Source organism: Candidatus Chryseobacterium colombiense, assembly GCA_029203185.1.
GTDB classification, from domain to species: Bacteria; Bacteroidota; Bacteroidia; order Flavobacteriales; family Weeksellaceae; genus Chryseobacterium; species Chryseobacterium colombiense.
Map to the genome: position 1 here is coordinate 688,928 of CP119310.1, position 18,655 is coordinate 707,582.

Sequence of the window (18,655 nt, forward strand, 5' to 3'; positions counted from 1 at the left end):
AAAACTATACAAAAGCACTTTCTTTAGACCGGAAGTTGTCTGATTTTATCAGGCCTATGCTCTGTAAAACAATTGAAAAGCCTTTTGATGATAAAGACTGGGCTTTTGAAATAAAATGGGATGGCTACAGAGCGATTGGAGATATCAGAAATGATGAAATCCGGCTGTATTCAAGAAATGGACTGGATTTTTCGAAATCATTTAAAAAAATTACTGATGCTCTTACAATCCAGAAGCATAATATGATTGTAGACGGTGAAATTGTGGCTTATGATGACAAAGGAAAACCTAATTTTCAATGGTTGCAAAGAATTGCTGAGAAAAATACGGATTTGGTTCTAATCTATCAGGTTTTCGATTTATTGTGGCTGAATGGGCATTCTATAGAAAACCTTTCTTATCTGCAACGGAAAGAGCTGCTAAAAGAAGCTTTAGTAGAAAATGAAATTATAAAGTATCACGATCATATTCTTCAGAATGGGAAAGACTTTTTTCAGGCCGCTAAAAATATGGGACTGGAAGGAATTATTGCTAAAAAAGCAGACAGTGAGTATAAAGAAAATACAAGAAGCTCAGAATGGCTGAAAATAAAAATTCATAAAAGTGATGAAGCCGTAATCTGTGGTTTTACAGAACCGAAAGGATCACGAAAACAGTTCGGATCACTTATTCTGGGAAAATATCTGAATAATAAACTTGTTTTCTGTGGACATACCGGAACAGGTTTTACAGATAAAAGTCTTAAAGAAATCTATCAGAAAATGGAGCCTTTTATCATAAAAGAATCGGCATTTGAAATTACTCCCAAAACCAATACCAAAGCGACGTGGCTAAAACCTGAACTGATCGCGGAAATAAAATTTACGGAGCTTACCAAAGATCATATTTACCGACATCCCGTCTTTTTAAGACTAAGAGAAGATATAGATGCTATGGATGTAAAATTTGAAACTGACTTACCTGAAAAAAAGCCGGAAATGAAACCTAAAACCTCAACAAAGAAGAAACCAACAGCAGACAAAATAAAGAAGATTGGAAAACAGCAGTTGATGCTTACCAATCAGGATAAACTGTATTTTCCTGATGATGATATTACTAAAGGGGACGTAATTGATTATTATCAGAAAATCGCCAAATTTATTCTGCCTCATCTGAAAAATCGCCCACAATCGCTCAACCGTTTTCCTAACGGGATTGAAGGACTTAGCTTTTACCAGAAAGATGCGGATGAGCATACTCCGGATTGGATCACTTTACAGAAAATCTTCTCCGAAAGTAATGATAAATACATCAATTATATTATTTGCAATAACAAGGAAACATTAGCCTATCTGAATAATTTAGGCTGTATCGAACTCAATGTCTGGACGAGTCGTATCCCGAAAGTAGATTATCCTGACTATTTGGTCCTGGATCTTGATCCGTCCGAAAAAAATACGTTTGATGATGTCATAGAAACGGCATTGGCGGTGAAAGATGTCTTGGATAAAGCGGGTATTGTTGGTTATCCGAAAACTTCGGGAAGCTCCGGCATACATATTTATATTCCTATGGGCGGAAAATATACTTATGATCAGGTAAAGGATTTTGGTCATGTTCTGATGCAATTGGTTCAGCATGAACTTCCTGAGCTTACCACACTGGAAAGAAGCCTTCAAAAAAGAGAGAAAAATAAAATTTATCTGGATTACCTTCAGAACAGGAGAGCGCAGACTTTGGCAAGTGCATACAGTTTACGCCCTAAACCGGGAGCACCGGTTTCAGCACCATTAGATTGGAAAGAAGTAAAAAAAGGGCTTCTTCCTACAGACTTTACGATTCATAATATGGTAGAACGGCTGCAGGAGAAAGGGGATCTGTTCAAGCCTGTGCTGGGAAAAGGAATTGATCTTTTGAAAACCATAAATAAATTAGAGAACTTAGAATAAAAATGAAAGCAAAATCATTGGATTAAATGAATGGAGTCCTGCGTGAAAATATACTTTTGTGCCTCCGGAAAATAATTATTCGTATCTAAACCTGTGAATGTACTGAAAGCCGGTAAAATCAATTGATGTTCTGTCACAATATAACAGGGAAATTTTAATTTTCTGGTTGACGACTGTAAAACAACTCCGGGATGAAGATGTCCGGAAATGACAAATTGATTTTCATTTTTCAAATCTTCATGACTGAAGATCAATTTATTTTCCTGATAAACAGAATGGATCTCTGAAATTCCCAGTTCAAATAATTGTTTTTCCGAAATCCGGTCATGATTTCCTTTTACTAAAATGACTTTTAAAGCCGGAAACTGAAGTTTCCAGTTTTTGTAGATTTCGAATTCCGAATTTTTTCCGGCGTGAAGAAAATCACCCACTATAATTATTTTTTCAGGACTGAAATGATCAATTAAACTTGATAATCTTTTTAAATCTTCCAATATAATATCCGAAGGTAAAGGAATGCCGTTTTTTCTGAAATGAGCTGTTTTTCCCAAATGTAAATCAGACAAAATCAATGCAGAAGCTTCTTTCCAAAATAAAGCTCTTTGATTCGTTAAAATAAAATTTTCTTCTTTAATAGAAATAAGCTTTTCTATAACCTTCATTTTCTTCTGTTTTTCTTTTTCAAATTGGCTTCCTGCATCTTATGAATTCTTGATGCTAAATCTTCACTGGATAAAGATTGTCTTAGACTGTCTACTTTTATAGGAAAGCTCAGAGGCGTAAATCGGTCGGAATGAATATAAATAATTTTACTCTGATGAATTCTCTCAAAAGCAGCAGTCAGTCTTACTTCTTCCAATTGCTGATTAAAGACTTCGGTATAGGCTTGGCGAAGTAATAAATTTTCAGGATCATAATCTTCTAAAACCGAAAAAATTATCCCTGAAGAAGATTGCAATGATTTGTTGTTTACCTGTCTTCCCGGCATTGTCTGAATAACCATTCCGGAAATTACGGCAATATCGCGAAATTTTCGTTTTGCCATCTCCGTTGAATTAACACTGCTGATCACATCCTGCATCAGGTTTTGCTTGGACAGGATCTGATGAAGTTCATCTTCAGACAGCTTAATTTCTTTATCAGAAAATAGCTCAAAACCATAATCATTCATCGCCATTGAAAAGCTGATAGGATATAATTTTGAAATTCTGTAGGCAATTAAAGCAGCCATTACTTCATGTACCAAGCGACCTTCAAAAGGATAAAAAAATAAATGATTGCCTTCCCGGGTTTTGATCTGTTCCACCAAAAATTCATTCTCTTTCGGAATATGTGAATTTTCATTTTGATTAACCAATAAAGGGTTTAGAAACTTCAGCTCCTTCTCTTTAGAATGAGGAGTTAAAGATTCTGCTAATTTTTTTCTTAAAAAGAAACTAAGGTTGGAAGAAAGCGGTAATCTTCCGCCTAACCAGCTTGGTGTAATGGCTTTACCACTTGATAATCTTACATATACTGTCATTTCTTTCAGCATTGCATATTCTAAAATTCTACCTGCCAAGACAAATTTATCACCTTTATGGAGTTTTGAAATAAAATACTCTTCAATCATTCCAATATAACCACCCGACAGAAATTTTACTCTCAACATCGAATCACTGACAATAACGCCTATATTCATGCGGTGAAGCATGGCAATTTTTCTTTTTTCAACAACCAGTTTTCCATCTTTTTCCTGAACAACTTTATGGAATTCCTCATAGTTTTTTCCTGTTTTTCCACCTTGCGTAATGAAATAGATACACCATTGCCATTCTTCCTCTGTAAGCTCAGAAAAAGCATAAGTACTTTTAATGACTGGGAATAGTTCATCAGCATAAAATCCGCCTCCCAAAGCCAACGTAACAAGAAACTGCACCAATACATCATAAGCTAAAATGAAAGGCTCCCGTTTTTCGATCACCTTATTTTTTACCGCTTCTTTTAACGCCGAAACTTCGATAAGTTCTAAAGAATGGGTAGGAACAAAATAAATAGTAGAGGTTTCAAATGGTGAATGTCCGCTTCGTCCTGCACGCTGCATGAAACGGGCGACTCCTTTACTGGAACCAATTTGAATCACGGTATCAACAGGTTTAAAATCCACACCAAGATCCAAAGATGAGGTAGAAACAACAGCTTTTAATGCCCCGGAATTAAGATTTTCTTCTACCCACTGTCGTAAAGGCGCTTCAATAGAACTGTGATGAAGTGCAATTTGTCCTGCAAAATCTGGGTATGCTTCCAACAATAACTGATACCATATTTCAGCCTGGCTTCGTGTATTGGTAAAAACCAGTGTTGATTTTGATTTAAGAATAACCGGAACGACTTCCTGTACCAATTTTCCACCCAAATGTCCTGCCCAAGGTAAGATTTCAACTTCAGGAGGATATATGGATAGAATATCAATTTTCTTTTGTTCTTTGGCGACTATTTTTGTCCTTTTTTTAGCATCAGGAATGAGAACTTCTAAAGCTTCCTCAAGATTTCCGATGGTTGCCGTAATGCCCCAAATTTTGATTTTGGGATTTCTATATTTTAGAACAGTCACTGCCAGTTCTACCATTACACCGCGTTTGGTGCTCAACAGTTCATGCCATTCGTCAACTGCGATACATTTTACATTTTTAAAAAAACGCTGATTGTCTTTTTGAGCCATTAAGAGATGCAGACTTTCAGGAGTGACAAGTAGGATATCCGGCATGGTTTTGCTTTGCCGTTGCTTTTGTTTGGCATCAGTATCTCCATTCCTTACTTCCACGGTCCAATCGAGTCCTATTTCGTCAATGGCTTCCTGCATGGCTCTTGCCAAATCTTTGGCTAAGGAACGAAGGGGAGTAATCCAAAGGAGCTTCAATCCTGTTTTGTAGTGTTCAGGCTGATTAAAAAAGTCAATGAGAACTGCGATAAAAACTGAATACGTTTTTCCAAAACCTGTAGGAGCAACCACCATTCCAGAATAGCCATTGGAAAAGCGTTGCCACGTCTCTTTCTGAAAAGAAAAAGGCGACATTCCTTTATCATTCAGCCATGTTTGAATGAGCTGGAAACCTTCGGATTGCTCAAATTTTAATGTCACGTAATGAGTTTTTTGATGTCTTCAATATCATCTATTTCATCTGCTTTTTTATCTTTTCGCCATCGTAAAATTCTGGGAAAGCGTAACGCAACACCAGATTTATGACGACTGCTGTATCCAATACCTTCAAAAGCCAGTTCAAAAACCAATTCTGGTTTTACGGTTCGTACCGGGCCAAATTTTTCCAGCACATTTTTAGCTATAAATTTGCTGACTTCCTGAATTTCTTTATCTGTTAAACCCGAGTAAGCTTTGGCAATAGTAACCAGCTTTCCTTCTTTTTTCACGGCAAAAGTATAATCTGTATAATAAGCGCTTCGTCTTCCGCTGCCTTTCTGAGCATAGATAAGAACCGCGTCAATGGTTAACGGATCTATTTTCCATTTCCACCAGTCTCCTTTTTTTCTACCGGTGTGATAGGGTGAATGATGGTTTTTCAGCATTAAACCTTCGCTATTGATTTCACGGGATTTTTCCCGGATCTGGGGAAGCTCATTCCACTTTTCGTAAGAGATGATCGGGGAAAGAATAATTTTTTCGGAAGGATTGTTTTGTAAAAGTTCTTCCAATTTTTTTCTTCTTTCCATGAGTGGTTTATCACGGTAATCTTCACCTTCAAATTCCAATAGATCATAAGCAAAAACAACAATAGGAATTTCTTCTAACATTTTTTTTGTTAAAGATTTTCTGTTTAATCTTTTTTGAAGCTCATTAAAATTGAGAACGGTATTGTCTTTAAATGCCAGAATCTCACCGTCCAATACAAAATTTCCTTTCCAGGTGGAAAGTTCTTCTTCAATTTCGGGAAACTGTGGGGTTACTAATTCTTCACCACGGGACCAGATAAAAATTTCACTATTCCTTTTAATGAGTTGCCCACGAATGCCATCCCATTTATATTCTATCTGCCAATCTTTGACTGATCCTAAATCATCCAGATTTTTTTCCAATGAATAAGCAAGACAAAAAGGGTAGGGTTTAGACAAATTGGTATTCGTATATTCACCTTTGATTAAGGCATCAAAATCCATTTCCAAAGGATTCCAGTCGCCCATAATGCTGTGTGCCACCGCAGTAGCTTCTAGTTGATAATGTTTTGCTATCGTATTGATTAAGGTTTTAGATGATACCCCAATTCTAAAACTTCCACCCAGTAATTTATTAAAAATGAAACGTTCCACTGCATCAAGGCTTTTCCAGGAATCTAAGACAAATTGTTTTTTTTGCTCTTCAGAACAGCCTTTCAATGCTATAATTTTACTCATCCATTCAGATAGTGATCGTTCTTCCGTATATTGAGGTTCAGGAAGTAACAGAGAAATGGTTTCGCCGAGATCTCCTACGGAAGAATAGCTTTCCACAAAAAGCCATTCAGGAATATGGGCAGCTTCCATCACCCATTGCTTCATAAAGGAAGAATTAACATTCCGTTTGGGTTTTTTACCTGTAAATAAGGCGAGAAACCACATTTTATCTTGTGAAGGAGCCTCTTCAAGAAACGTCAAAATAGCTTCCTGCTTCAAAGAAGTTTTGTTGGTGCTGTCAAGTGCATTAATTAAATTGGCAAAATCTTTCATTCCGGCTCAAATTCTGTAGTTTCTTCGTCATTTCCATATTCGGTTTTTACTTCGTCAGCGGAAATTCCTATTTCATTTAAATATTTTGAGAAAACAGCAGTCTGTCCGTGTGTGATATGTACTTTTTCAGCTTCTGTAGCTTTAATAGCCGAAATTAAACCCTGCCAGTCTGCATGATCGCTTATCGCAAAACCTGCATCTGCACTTCTCCAGCGTCTTGCTCCGCGCATCTGCATCCAGCCCGAGCAAATAGCATATGCTAAATTCGGAATTTTCTTCATAGCAGGATTATCAATAAGAGCAGGCGGGAGAATCACAATCTTGCCGTCAAGATGTTTTTTATCTTCACGCAGATCTATGGTTTTGTAATCAGGTAATTGTACACCAACACTTTCATAGGCTTCGTTGAGTTTGGCAATCGAGTAATGAACATTCAGCTCATCCAAACCTTCCAACGCCTTCATAATTCTTTGTGATTTACCTAATGAGTAACCTATGAATACGGAAGTTTTGCCATTGGCTTTATTTTGTTGTACCCAATTTCTCATCTGCTGTTCCTGGGCTTCCACAGAAAGCCAGTTGTAGACTGGAAGTCCGAAAGTGCTTTCAGAAACAAATTCGTTGCATCTTACGGATTCAAAGGGAGTGGAAATTCCATCGTCCTGAATTTTATAATCTCCTGAAACTACAGAAACATAGCCTTTATACTCCATACGGATTTGGGCAGACCCAATGATGTGTCCTGCAGGATGCAGAGAAACTTTTACACCATTAATATTCACTATTTCACCATATTCTACACTTTGGCATTCAATTTCTTTTCCGATCCGGGAATGCAGAATAGGCTTGGTGAAATGATGACACAGGTATTTTTTCATTCCGCTTCGGGCGTGGTCTGCATGTCCATGAGTGATTACTGCCAAGTCTACAGGCCGCCACGGATCAATATAAAATTTTCCCGGAATACAATAAATACCTTTGGGTGTAAATTTGAGGAGCATTAAACGTTTTTTATGATTTATAAATAGAAAATCAGACTTCTAATTTCCCTTCTATGCCACCATCTTCAATAGATTTTCCTGTAATGGCAGCAAAAATCATTTTAGACATGGCTATCAGTTTATTTTCTTTGGTTTGATAATAATATCCGTCATCTGGAGCAACTTTTATGACACTAATAGATGGGTCATCTTTTCCGTCGAACCATGCATTGGCAAAATTGGTCCAGTATTTTTCAATCAGTGCTTTATCTTGTGAAATAGTAGCTTTTCCTTTAATGAACATATATTCATATTTTGAATTATTCATAAAGTAAAGTTCTACCTCTGAATCTGATGTGATTTCATGATTCTTGTCGCTGTTGACATCACTCAAAAACCAGAGATTTCCTTCAGTATCTACTTCCTGTAAAGCCATAGGACGACTTTGGGTATCAGCATTTACTCTTGTAGAGAAAAAACAAGTTTTAGTACTTTCTGTAATGTTTTTAATTTTTTCAATAGCAGCAGAGCCGCTCAAATTTTCATGAGGTGAAATGGCGTTTGACATAATAATAAAATTGTGATTAGTGCTTATGGTCAATCAACTATTATGCCTTTGATTTTTTTTAAGCTTTTAAAATCTAACATTTTTTAATGAATATATCCTGACAGTTTTCACCCTATAATATATAAAATCCTTTTCCGATTTTCGGAAAAGGATCATTCACTAAAACTAAGAAAGTCTAAACAATAAACAAAGATGCTATCGCTTGCGCATCACTTCCTGTAAGAATTTCATCATAAGCTGCTGAACCTGCTGCTGCTCCAAACGCTGTAGAGGTATTGAAGCCTGCCTGATTGATATTGCCTTCTCCGGCATACACAGGATTGGTTGCGGAAGGCATGTTTCCACCGTCTGCTAATTCTATCCAGCCTTTGTTGGCTCTCATTCTGCGAACCTGCGAAGCATGTCTTGCTTCTACTGAGTGTATTTGTAAGGCAGCCTGAAGAACAGCTTTGTTAGACATTACATTTCCTGCCTGTCCTTTATAAGCTCTTACTCCGGTATCCTCAAAAGCCTGGGCAAGAATTAAAAATTGATTATAATCTGTAAATGGAGTAAAATTTCCTCCTGCGGTAAAATCAAAAGTTGGTTTTGCACCCGGAGTTACTCCCAACGAAGTCAATGTATTTTTTAAAAAGGTAACATGAGCAGATTCGTGTTTTGAAATCTGCATAAAGACAACTCTGTCTGCACTTGGAATTAATGTTCCTGCAGCTAACCCCATAGCATAATATTCATTTTCCAGATATTCTAAAACGAGTGCCAGTTGTAAGGCATCGGTTAAAACAGATTTAAAAAATGTGGTATTGTTAGTTGTTGTCGTTTCAGCTTTTGCCGGAGTTGATACCAAAGTTCCTAATCCAAGAGGAATAGAAGCAACGGCTGCTTTCTTCCCGAATTCTGAAATGTTGGTTAATGTTTCTAATCTTGTAGCTTCCGTAGTGAAGAATTTATCATTTGAAAGTTTATCTAGTAATTTAAGAATATTCATAATAATAGATTTTGATGATGAAAATTAATTGATTCCCTGCTCTTTCCAAGTGAAAGGTGTTTTGATAAATCCTCCCGCTGCCATTACAATATCTTTGGGCTCTTTGGCAAGATCCAATCCGTTACCGTCTATTACATCGTCTCCGGAGAACGCTGCTGTTCCCGGATTGATTAAATTTCTTATCGCAGAAGCATGTCTTGCCTCTACTGAAACAATTTTTCCTGCAATCACTAAATAATCAGCATTGCTAATGTATTTACCGGCCCCGTTGTAAGCTGCCACACCTGTATCTTCAAGTGCTTTTGCCGTTGCCAATACAGAATTTCTGTCATTAAAATTCACATTCGGATATTGGAATTCCAGTTTAGGAAGAACATTCATCGTTGCCCCGCTTATTGCAGCTTTGAAGAAATCTCTGTGGATCACTTCGTGATGATAAAGATCTGTGAACAGGTCTTTTTCAATGCTTGAGATTCCTGCATAGAAGTTATTAACAACCTTTGTATAAAAATCCGCTTCAAGCTGTTCCAATGCATAAGCATAATTCAGAACACCTACGTCACCAGAACCTAAATCAAATACTTTATCATCGGCCATATAATCATATTGGTTATCATCACAACCAATCAATGTAAGTCCTGCCATTGCTAAGCCTATACCGCTGAGCTTTAAAAAATTCCGTCTGCTCGTATCAAGAGTAGCTCCCTGATTAGAAACATGAATAGTGTTTTTCATAATAATTATTTTTTTGTGTTAGATTATTGAATGAAATTGGATATCTAAGATTTTTACCCAAAAGGAAAAAACAGCATATGAAATATGCTGTTTACACCACAAAACGTCTACGGCATCAATACCGTATCAATAACATGAATCACTCCGTTTGACTGATTTACGTCAGCGATTGTTACTTTTGCATTATTTCCTTTAGAATCTTTTATGTACAGGTCTTTTCCTTTTGTCCAGAAAGTAAGATTTTCACCTTCAACGGTTTTCATCATAGCTTTTCCGTTTCCAGCTTTTACTGCTGCCCAGATTTGTTTAGCACTGTATTTTCCAGCAAGAACATGATAAGTTAATATCTTGGTAAGCGTTGCTTTGTTCTCTGGTTTTACAAGGTTTTCCACTGTACCTTTCGGTAATTTTGCGAATGCTTCATCTGTAGGGGCTAATACTGTAAATGGACCTGCTCCCTGTAAGGTTTCTACCAAACCGGCTGCTTTTACAGCTGCTACCAAAGTTTTGTGATCTTTGGAGTTTACGGCGTTTTCAATAATGTTTTTAGAAGGATACATCGGAGCGCCTCCTACCATTACTGTTTTTTCTTTTGACATCTGTGCAGCTGCATTTCCACTGAAAGCAAATGATAATACCATCATTCCTAAAACTGCGATTTTTGATTTTGTGTTCATTGTTTCGATTTTAATTGTTATTGAATTTGATTGTTTTTAATTGTCTTGTTAAAATCATCTACGACGTTGGTTTTTATTTAGATTTAAAAATTTCATTTTTTTTATTAAACAATTGTAAATCAGGCTATTAATTTTTACAAGAATTGAATTTTTGAAGAAATTAATTGGGATATTGATGATGAAATCTTATAAATATTGAAAAATGTGTATAAAACTGCTCGATCAATTAATTATTAAATATCATTTGAAATAGATCTGAGATTTATTTTATTTTACTACATTTGAAAAAAATATCTCACTATTAAAACAACCTACTCGGAAGAACAACTTATCGTTTTACTGAAAGAAAAAAACGAAACTGGTTTTCATCATTTGTATGACAACTATTCCGGTGCGTTGTATGGAATTATTCTACGGATTGTTCAGTCTAAAGAATATACCGAAGAAGTTATTCAGGATGTTTTTGTTAAAATCTGGAATTCTATCCATCAGTATGATTCATCTAAAGGCAGATTCTATACCTGGATGATCAATATTGCAAGAAATACGGCAATAGATTATTTAAAATCAAAAAGTTTTCAAAACGAGTTAAAAAACCAACCGCTTCCGGATTTCGTATATAACTCCAAAGAACTTTCAATCACTAATGATTCATCAGATTACATTGGATTTAATAAGGTGCTTGAAAGTCTGGACGTTGACAAGAAGGAACTTATCGATCTCGCGTATTATCAGGGATATACACAAAATGAAATATCCGATAAACTGAAAATACCGCTGGGAACGGTAAAAACTAAGATGCGGAATGCGCTGATAAAATTAAAAGACTTGCTAAAAGATTATCAATAAATTGAACACTAAAGAATACATATCATCCGGAATAATAGAATCTTATATTCTAGGTCTTGCTTCTCCTGAGGAAGCGGGGATTTTGGAGTGTGTTATGAAAAATAATGCAGAAGTAAAGGCGGCTGTTGAAGAAGCTCAAAAAACATTGGAGGATCTTGCTACTGTACAGTCTGTAACGCCTCCGGCAGATTTAAAAACAAAGATCTGGGATAAGATTCAGCAGGAACAGACTGTTGAGAAATTACATCCTGTAGTTTCAACAGATATACCTTCTGCAAAGCCTCAGGAAGAAATTAAAATTCAAGGGAATAGTAATTGGAAAGCTTTTGCAATTGCTGCATCGGTATTGTTTTTGATAAGTGTGGCAGGAAATCTTTTCTGGATGAATAGCCAGTCTGAAACCAAAGAAAATCTTACAAAAATACAGACCGAGAAGAAAAATCAGGATCTTGCAATGCAGAAAATGCATGAAAAAATAGAAATGGTTTCAAATCCTGATATGAAAATGGTTATGCTGAAAGGAGTAGAGAAACATGCCGATTCTAAAGCGATGGTTTTCTGGAATACCAAAACAAAAGAAGTATATCTGAATGCTGATAGTTTACCCAAAGCTCCTGAAGGAATGCAGTATCAATTGTGGGCTATTGAAGATGGAAAACCTGTGAATGCGGGAATGTACACGGAAGATAAAGACAGTAAAATAGCGATTGCCAATATTCCGAATGCCCAAGCTTTTGCCATTACTTTGGAAAAACAAGGCGGTAGTCCAACCCCTACTATGGAAAATATGTATGTAATGGGTGGGGTATAGATAGTAATTTCAATAAAATTCAGGCAGAATTTTAACATTAAATAATTAAAAACTAGTTAGTTTCATAAAAAAGTTCAGTGGTATATTTACTGCTGAACTTTTTTTGTCTACAAGCTTAATCTATGCTGATCTCATAAATGAGGAAGATAATAAAAATATAAAAGTATATTTATATTCTTTTGTTTTTTTTATTTAGTATATTTGTATACTAATTTATCGATGTATGCATTATTCTATTGTAAAAGATGTTCTCAACTTACTTGAAAAATTTGAGGTCGAAAATGAAAGCAATGCTTATGCTTCGGATATAGAAGGTTTCAAAACATGGTTGTGTACAAAAGAGTCTTCAGCATCCAAGAAAGAGAATGAACCTTATTGGGAGGGCAAAGAAAATGGAAGAAGCCCGGAAAGTGTAATAAGCACTTCATTGGTACACCTTAACAGATATGCGAAATCGTATTCAAAATCTGCAATCCTGGATTCTGATTTTGCAACACAGGAAGATTTTATTTATCTGATTACACTCAAGACATTTGGAGAAATGACCAAAATGGAGCTCATTAAAAAGAATATTCATGAGAAACCGGCAGGAATGCTGATTATCAACAGGCTTATTAAGCTTGGATGGATAGAGCAACAAGAGTCTGAGAAAGATAAAAGAACAAAAGTGATAAATATTACTGATTCAGGAAGGGTGTCCTTAGAAAATCAGATGAGCAGAATAAGAATGGCTACGAATATTGTAGCCGGAAATCTTGATCATTCAGAAAAAATGGAGCTGATAAGAATTCTTGAGAAATTGGAAAAATTCCATCATCCGATCTTCAGCCGTCATATAGAATCCAGAGAACTTATTGATACCATTAGCTCAGAATATTCATTCCTAAAAAATTAATCATGAGTAAAAAAATAGCCATTATCGGTTCAGGATTTTCCGGTTTGTCTTCAGCAGCTTATCTGGCCAAAGAAGGCAACGAAGTTCATGTGTTTGAAAAAAACAGTAATGTGGGTGGAAGAGCAAGACAATTTAGAACCGAAGAAGGTTATACTTTTGATATGGGGCCAAGCTGGTACTGGATGCCGGATATTATAGAAGCATTTTTTGAGGATTTTGGAAAAAAGTCATCAGATTTTTATGAATTGGTCAGATTAGATCCTCAGTTTGAAATGGTTTTTTCGGATGGAATCATGAGCATTCCGGACAGCTATGAGAAAATGACTGCTTTATTCGAAAAGATGGAAAAAGGAGCAGGAAAACAACTCGATGCTTTTATGAAAGATGCTCAGGTTAAATATGAGATCGGAATGAAAGATTTCGTCAACAAACCTTGTCATTCATGGTTGGAGTTCGTTTCCCCAAAAATGGCTGCAAATGCATTGAAACTGGATTTGCTGAGTAGTTTTAGCAAGTTTGTGAGAAAGTATTTTAAGCATCCTAAGCTCATCACATTGATGGAGTTTCCGGTTATTTTTTTGGGAGCAGCACCCTCAAAAATTCCTGCTTTGTACAGCCTTATGAACTATGGTGGATATAAATTAGGGACTTGGTATCCAATGGGTGGTTTTTCAAAAGTAACTGAAGCGATGATGCAGATCGCAAAAGATCAGGGAGGGTATTTTCATTTTAATTCAACAGTTGAAAAGATTAATGTTGAAAATGATAAAGCTCATTCAATACAGGTGAATGGAGAAGAACAATATTTTGATATCGTTATTGCTTCATCAGATTACCATCATACTGAGAGTAAGCTTCTTCCTACGAATAGCAGAAATTACGCTTCTTCCTATTGGGAAAAGAAAACATTTGCCCCTTCTTGCCTCATTTATTATTTAGGGATTAAAGGGAAAATTCCTGGTCTGAAGCATCATACCCTTTTCTTCGAGAATGAACTTGAATTGCATACTCATGAAATTTATGAAGATAAAAAATGGCCCACAAAACCATTATTTTATGCCTGCTGTCCATCTAAAACTGATCAAACGGTTGCTCCTGAAAATTGTGAGAATGTATTTCTTTTAATGCCTGTAGCACCCGGAATAGAAGATTCTGAAGAAATAAGAGAAAAATATTTCCATGAAATGATCAGAAGGCTGGAAATCCACACCGGAAGTTCAGATATCCTTTCAAAAATAGAGTATAAAAGAAGTTATTGTATCAATGATTTTGAAGAAGATTATAATGCCTACAAAGGAAATGCTTATGGTCTTGCCAATACATTATCCCAAACGGCAGTTCTAAAACCTTCAATGAGAAATAAAAAAATTAAAAACCTGTTGTATACCGGACAGCTTACAGTTCCCGGACCGGGAGTGCCTCCATCTATAATTTCCGGTAAAATAGCAGCGAATGAAGCCAGCAAAATAAATTAACTATGAAAAAATTGTTTGACGACCTTTCTTACAAGGTAAGCAGAGAAACTACAAAGCTGTACAGTACAAGCTTTTCTCTGGGGATAATAGCACTTGCACCAAAACTGAGAAATCCGATATATGCCATTTATGGATATGTGCGCCTTGCCGATGAAATTGTGGACAGCTTTCATGCCTATGATAAGCAAAAGCTTTTATTGCGGTATAAAGAGGAGACTTTTCAGGCTTTGGAAGATGGCATTTCACTTAATCCCATCTTACAGTCTTTTCAGGAAACGGTTCATAAATACAAGATTGATTACAGTCTCATTCACCAGTTTCTGAAAAGCATGGAAATGGATCTCCAAAAAATTGATTATAATTCGGATTTGTATAAGGAATATATTGTAGGATCTGCCGAAGTTGTGGGTCTTATGTGCCTTCATATATTTACGGAAGGAAATACCAAAGAGTTTGAGAGGCTGAAACCTTATGCAATGATGTTGGGATCTGCATTTCAGAAAGTCAATTTTCTTAGGGATATGAAAGATGATTATCAGATCTTAGGACGATGCTATTTTCCGAATGTAGATATTTCTTATTTTGACAATACGGTGAAAGCTCATATTGAAAAAGAGATAGAAGAAGAATTTCAAATAGCGCTGCAGGGAATTAAAAAGCTTCCGGGTTCTTCAAGATTCGGTGTTTATCTTGCCTTTAAATATTACACTTCACTGTTCAGAAAAATAAAGAGAACTTCTGCCAATGAAATGATCAATCGAAGAATAAGAATATCCAACGGTAAGAAAATTTCGGTAATGATGAGCAGTTATCTGCAATATAAAACTTCTTTTTTATAGTATAATACCTTAAACCATGGTGCATACAATTTATAAAAAACAGCAGCTGAATTGTAATATCGAAGAAGCATGGAAATTCTTTTCTTCAGCGAATAATCTTGCGATCATCACACCACCTGAGATGAACTTTACGGTGCTCACCAAAATGGATGATGATGAAATTTTTGAAGGGATGATCATTGATTACTATGTTTCTCCTATAATGGGAATAGAAATGAAATGGAAAACGGAAATTACCCAGGTTGATTTTCAAAAGAGTTTTACCGATTTCCAGAAAAAAGGACCGTACAAACTTTGGAACCATCATCATGAATTTATAGTCAATGATCATGGAGTATTTATGAAGGATGTTGTGAAGTATGAGCTTCCTTTCGGATTTTTAGGTGAAATTGCCCATAAAATATTCGTCAGAAAGAAACTTGAGCATATTTTCAATTACAGATATAAAGTTTTGGAAGAGCTTTTTAATACACCCCAAAAATTATGAATTTGCTGATCGTACTAAGTACATTTTTCATCATGGAAGGAATGACGTGGTGTATTCATAAATACATTATGCATGGGTTTTTATGGAAATTACATAAAGATCACCACGATCATAGTAACCACGGTCCTATGGAAAAAAATGACTATTTTTTCCTGATCTTTGCTTTGCCTACCATAGCGTTGATGTATTACGGAACTTTACAGAATTTTAATTTTTGGTTCTATATAGCAGTAGGTATAGCATTATATGGAATGGCTTATTTCTTTGTTCACGATATTTTTATCCATCAAAGACTGAAGATCCTTCGGGATACTAAAAATCCTTATCTGCTTGCCATAAGAAGAGCGCATAAGCAGCACCATAAACATACAGGAAAAGAAAAAGGGGAGTGCTTCGGCTTTCTGTGGGTTCCTGTACAGTATTTCAAAATGTATTTTAATAAAAGCAAAGCCTGATAATGCGGCAATATACCTATCTTTTGATTGATTTCTGTACGGTGATCATCTGTTTTATTTTTTCATTCCATCCTAAAATAAAGTTTAACAGACATTTTACCGCATTTTTTAAAGCTTCGGTTATTGTGGCTTCAGTATTCATTATATGGGATATTTGGTTTACACAAAGAGGAGTTTGGTGGTTTAATGATACTTATCTTTTAGGAATAAGGATATATAATCTTCCGGTGGAAGAAATTCTGTTTTTTTTCTGTATTCCCTTTTCATGTATTTTCACCTACTTCTGTATAGATAAATTTTTTACGCTGGATTGGAATCCTTTACCAGAAAAAGCTTTTGTCTATGTTTCGATTATTTATTCGCTGATCATAGCTTCTTATTTTCACGATAAAATCTATACTTTAGTAACGTTTGCTTCCACTGCAGTTAGTATTTTCATCCTTTATTTTGTATTTAAATCAAAATGGATTGGTAAAGCATCTCTTATCTATCTTTTTCTGATGCCTGGTTTTTTTGCAGTAAACGGAATCCTTACAGGAACAGGTCTGGAATCTCCCATTGTCAATTACAATCCACAGGATTTCTTAGGCATAAGAATGCTTACAATACCTATTGAAGATACCGTGTATGGGTACGAAATGATTTTGTGGAACATCTTTCTATTTCAAAAATTTAAAAATAATGAGTAAGATTAATATTTTCTGGTTCAGAAGGGATCTTAGGCTCGAAGATAATGTTGGGCTGCATCATGCTTTACAATCAGGAAACAACGTATTACCTGTATTTATATTTGATACAGAAATTTTAGATCTTCTTCAGGATAAATCAGATAAAAGAGTCGATTATATCCAACAGGCGTTGAATGATTTAGATAAAGAGCTAAAAATTCGTAAAAGCAGTCTTAAAACATATTATGGAAAGCCAATTGATATTTTTGAACAGCTTAAGGATGAGTTTGAGATTGACACTGTATTTTGTAACAGAGATTACGAACCGCAAGCTATAAAAAGAGATAAGCAAATTGCAGAATTTCTCAAAAAATTGGATATTTCATTTTCAGATTTTAAAGATCAGGTGATATTCGAAGAAAATGAAATTCTGAAAAGCGATCAGTCTCCATACACGGTTTTTACTCCCTATTCAAAAAAATGGAAGGAGAATTTAAAATCTGTTGAGGAATATGAATCAGACTTCAGTAATTTTATTCAGTTGAAAGACTCTTCAAGTATTCTTAATCTGGAGGATATTGGTTTTAAGAAAACAGGAATAAATTTTATAAAGCCTTCCCTTGACAGAAAGATCATTGATTCTTATCAACAATACAGGGATTTTCCAGCTCTAAACCATACTACGCATTTAGGAATTGCCCTTCGTTTCGGAACGATTTCTATAAGGAAATGTGTGAAATTTGCTCTTCAACATAGTTATACATGGCTTAATGAGTTGATATGGAGAGAGTTTTTTATGCAGATTCTATTTCATTTTCCTTATGTTGTAACTCATTGTTTTAAAGAAAAATATGAAAACATCAAATGGAGAAATAATGAAGAAGAATTTAAAGCCTGGTGCGAAGGAAAAACCGGTTATCCTATTGTGGATGCAGGAATGCGTGAGCTTAATGAAACAGGCTTCATGCACAACAGGGTGCGAATGATTGTCGCAAGTTTTCTTACCAAACATTTGCTGATTGACTGGCGATGGGGTGAAGCTTATTTTGCACAAAAGCTTTTAGATTATGATCTTTCTGCCAACAATGGAAACTGGCAATGGGCTGCTGGATGCGGATGTGATGCTGCTCCCTATTTCAGAATTTTTAATCCCGAAGAGCAAACCAAAAAATTTGATAAAAATCTTAGCTATATTAAAAAATGGCTTGCAGATTATGATGAGTCAGTTCCTTTAGTCGAGCATAAATTTGCTAGAGGACGTGCGTTGGAAACCTATAAGAAAGCTCTTACTGAAGTTTAATGATAACAAAAACCCCTCTAAGAGGGGTAAAATAATAATGCCGGAAATAAATGAATGAGATTGACAATAAATTTAACATAAGATATATACTTCATTCTATGATCCAAATCATAGCATGTAATAAAATAGACTAATATCTTTGGCTAGATAAATTTTTTTGTTGGAGGAAACTCTGATTAGACCGGCACTCATTAGAGTGCTTTTTTTATAATCATACTACAATAGAAAGGCTAAAAACGGTTTGAGGGATCAATTAGAAGTACCTTATTGCATAGTTGTACCTTTAAAAGGATGCTATTAAA

Annotated in this window: 18 protein-coding genes; 10 read left to right on the forward strand and 8 right to left on the reverse strand. The window is 35.5% G+C overall.

Annotated elements, in window-relative coordinates:
* The first annotated feature begins 56 nt into the window (after window positions 1–56).
* Complete coding sequence (ligD, locus tag P0Y62_02845; GenBank protein WEK70494.1) at window positions 57–1,928, forward strand: DNA ligase D; 1,872 nt, start codon at window positions 57–59, stop codon at window positions 1,926–1,928.
* A 14-nt stretch (window positions 1,929–1,942) separates the two neighbouring features.
* Here ligD and pdeM read toward each other — a convergent pair whose 3' ends face one another.
* The 8 genes from pdeM to P0Y62_02885 form a co-directional block, all read right to left on the reverse strand.
* A complete protein-coding gene (gene pdeM / locus P0Y62_02850) occupies window positions 1,943–2,590 on the reverse strand; it encodes a ligase-associated DNA damage response endonuclease PdeM (protein WEK70495.1) in 648 nt (215 codons plus the stop codon).
* A complete protein-coding gene (locus P0Y62_02855; protein WEK70496.1) occupies window positions 2,587–5,049 on the reverse strand; it encodes a ligase-associated DNA damage response DEXH box helicase in 2,463 nt (820 codons plus the stop codon). The genes pdeM and P0Y62_02855 overlap by 4 nt, the downstream gene beginning before the upstream one ends.
* The gene (locus P0Y62_02860) at window positions 5,046–6,626 is read right to left on the reverse strand and encodes an ATP-dependent DNA ligase (protein WEK70497.1); all 1,581 of its coding nucleotides are present in this window, start codon (window positions 6,624–6,626) and stop codon (window positions 5,046–5,048) included. Before P0Y62_02860 ends, P0Y62_02855 begins: the two co-directional genes overlap by 4 nt.
* Entirely contained in the window at window positions 6,623–7,627 is a 1,005-nt protein-coding gene (locus tag P0Y62_02865) for a ligase-associated DNA damage response exonuclease (protein WEK70498.1), read from the reverse strand. The genes P0Y62_02860 and P0Y62_02865 overlap by 4 nt, the downstream gene beginning before the upstream one ends.
* 31 nt (window positions 7,628–7,658) lie before the next feature.
* Window positions 7,659–8,174, reverse strand: a complete 516-nt coding sequence (locus P0Y62_02870; GenBank protein ID WEK70499.1) for a pyridoxamine 5'-phosphate oxidase family protein — start codon at window positions 8,172–8,174, stop codon at window positions 7,659–7,661.
* 175 nt (window positions 8,175–8,349) lie between these two features.
* Window positions 8,350–9,162, reverse strand: a complete 813-nt coding sequence (locus P0Y62_02875; protein WEK70500.1) for a ferritin-like domain-containing protein — start codon at window positions 9,160–9,162, stop codon at window positions 8,350–8,352.
* A 24-nt stretch (window positions 9,163–9,186) separates the two neighbouring features.
* Complete coding sequence (locus P0Y62_02880) at window positions 9,187–9,897, reverse strand: ferritin-like domain-containing protein (GenBank protein ID WEK70501.1); 711 nt, start codon at window positions 9,895–9,897, stop codon at window positions 9,187–9,189.
* Window positions 9,898–10,004: 107 nt separating this feature from the next.
* A complete protein-coding gene (locus P0Y62_02885) occupies window positions 10,005–10,574 on the reverse strand; it encodes a fasciclin domain-containing protein (protein ID WEK70502.1) in 570 nt (189 codons plus the stop codon).
* 372 nt (window positions 10,575–10,946) lie between these two features.
* Here P0Y62_02885 and P0Y62_02890 point away from each other — a divergent pair, with 372 nt between their 5' ends.
* The 9 genes from P0Y62_02890 (at window position 10,947) to P0Y62_02930 (ending at window position 18,353) form a co-directional block, all read left to right on the forward strand.
* Entirely contained in the window at window positions 10,947–11,423 is a 477-nt protein-coding gene (locus P0Y62_02890; protein ID WEK70503.1) for a sigma-70 family RNA polymerase sigma factor, read from the forward strand.
* 1 nt (window position 11,424) lies between these two features.
* Window positions 11,425–12,234, forward strand: coding sequence for an anti-sigma factor (locus tag P0Y62_02895; protein WEK70504.1), 810 nt, complete (start codon window positions 11,425–11,427; stop codon window positions 12,232–12,234).
* Between the two features lie 223 nt (window positions 12,235–12,457).
* Window positions 12,458–13,129 (forward strand): helix-turn-helix domain-containing protein, encoded by a 672-nt coding sequence (locus P0Y62_02900; protein WEK70505.1) that lies wholly within the window; start codon window positions 12,458–12,460, stop codon window positions 13,127–13,129.
* A gap of 2 nt (window positions 13,130–13,131) precedes the next feature.
* Window positions 13,132–14,604, forward strand: coding sequence for a phytoene desaturase family protein (gene crtI, locus P0Y62_02905; GenBank protein WEK70506.1), 1,473 nt, complete (start codon window positions 13,132–13,134; stop codon window positions 14,602–14,604).
* Between the two features lie 2 nt (window positions 14,605–14,606).
* Window positions 14,607–15,443, forward strand: coding sequence for a phytoene/squalene synthase family protein (locus P0Y62_02910; protein ID WEK70507.1), 837 nt, complete (start codon window positions 14,607–14,609; stop codon window positions 15,441–15,443).
* Between the two features lie 16 nt (window positions 15,444–15,459).
* The gene (locus P0Y62_02915; protein WEK70508.1) at window positions 15,460–15,930 is read left to right on the forward strand and encodes an SRPBCC family protein; all 471 of its coding nucleotides are present in this window, start codon (window positions 15,460–15,462) and stop codon (window positions 15,928–15,930) included.
* Window positions 15,927–16,385 (forward strand): sterol desaturase family protein, encoded by a 459-nt coding sequence (locus P0Y62_02920; GenBank protein WEK70509.1) that lies wholly within the window; start codon window positions 15,927–15,929, stop codon window positions 16,383–16,385. The genes P0Y62_02915 and P0Y62_02920 overlap by 4 nt, the downstream gene beginning before the upstream one ends.
* Window positions 16,386–16,387: 2 nt before the next feature.
* On the forward strand, window positions 16,388–17,074 hold the full coding sequence (locus P0Y62_02925) for a lycopene cyclase domain-containing protein (GenBank protein ID WEK70510.1): 687 nt from the start codon (window positions 16,388–16,390) through the stop codon (window positions 17,072–17,074).
* Window positions 17,067–18,353 carry a deoxyribodipyrimidine photo-lyase gene (locus tag P0Y62_02930; protein ID WEK70511.1) on the forward strand — a complete coding sequence of 429 codons (1,287 nt, stop codon included), beginning with the start codon at window positions 17,067–17,069 and terminating at the stop codon, window positions 18,351–18,353. Before P0Y62_02925 ends, P0Y62_02930 begins: the two co-directional genes overlap by 8 nt.
* Window positions 18,354–18,655: the final 302 nt, after the last annotated feature.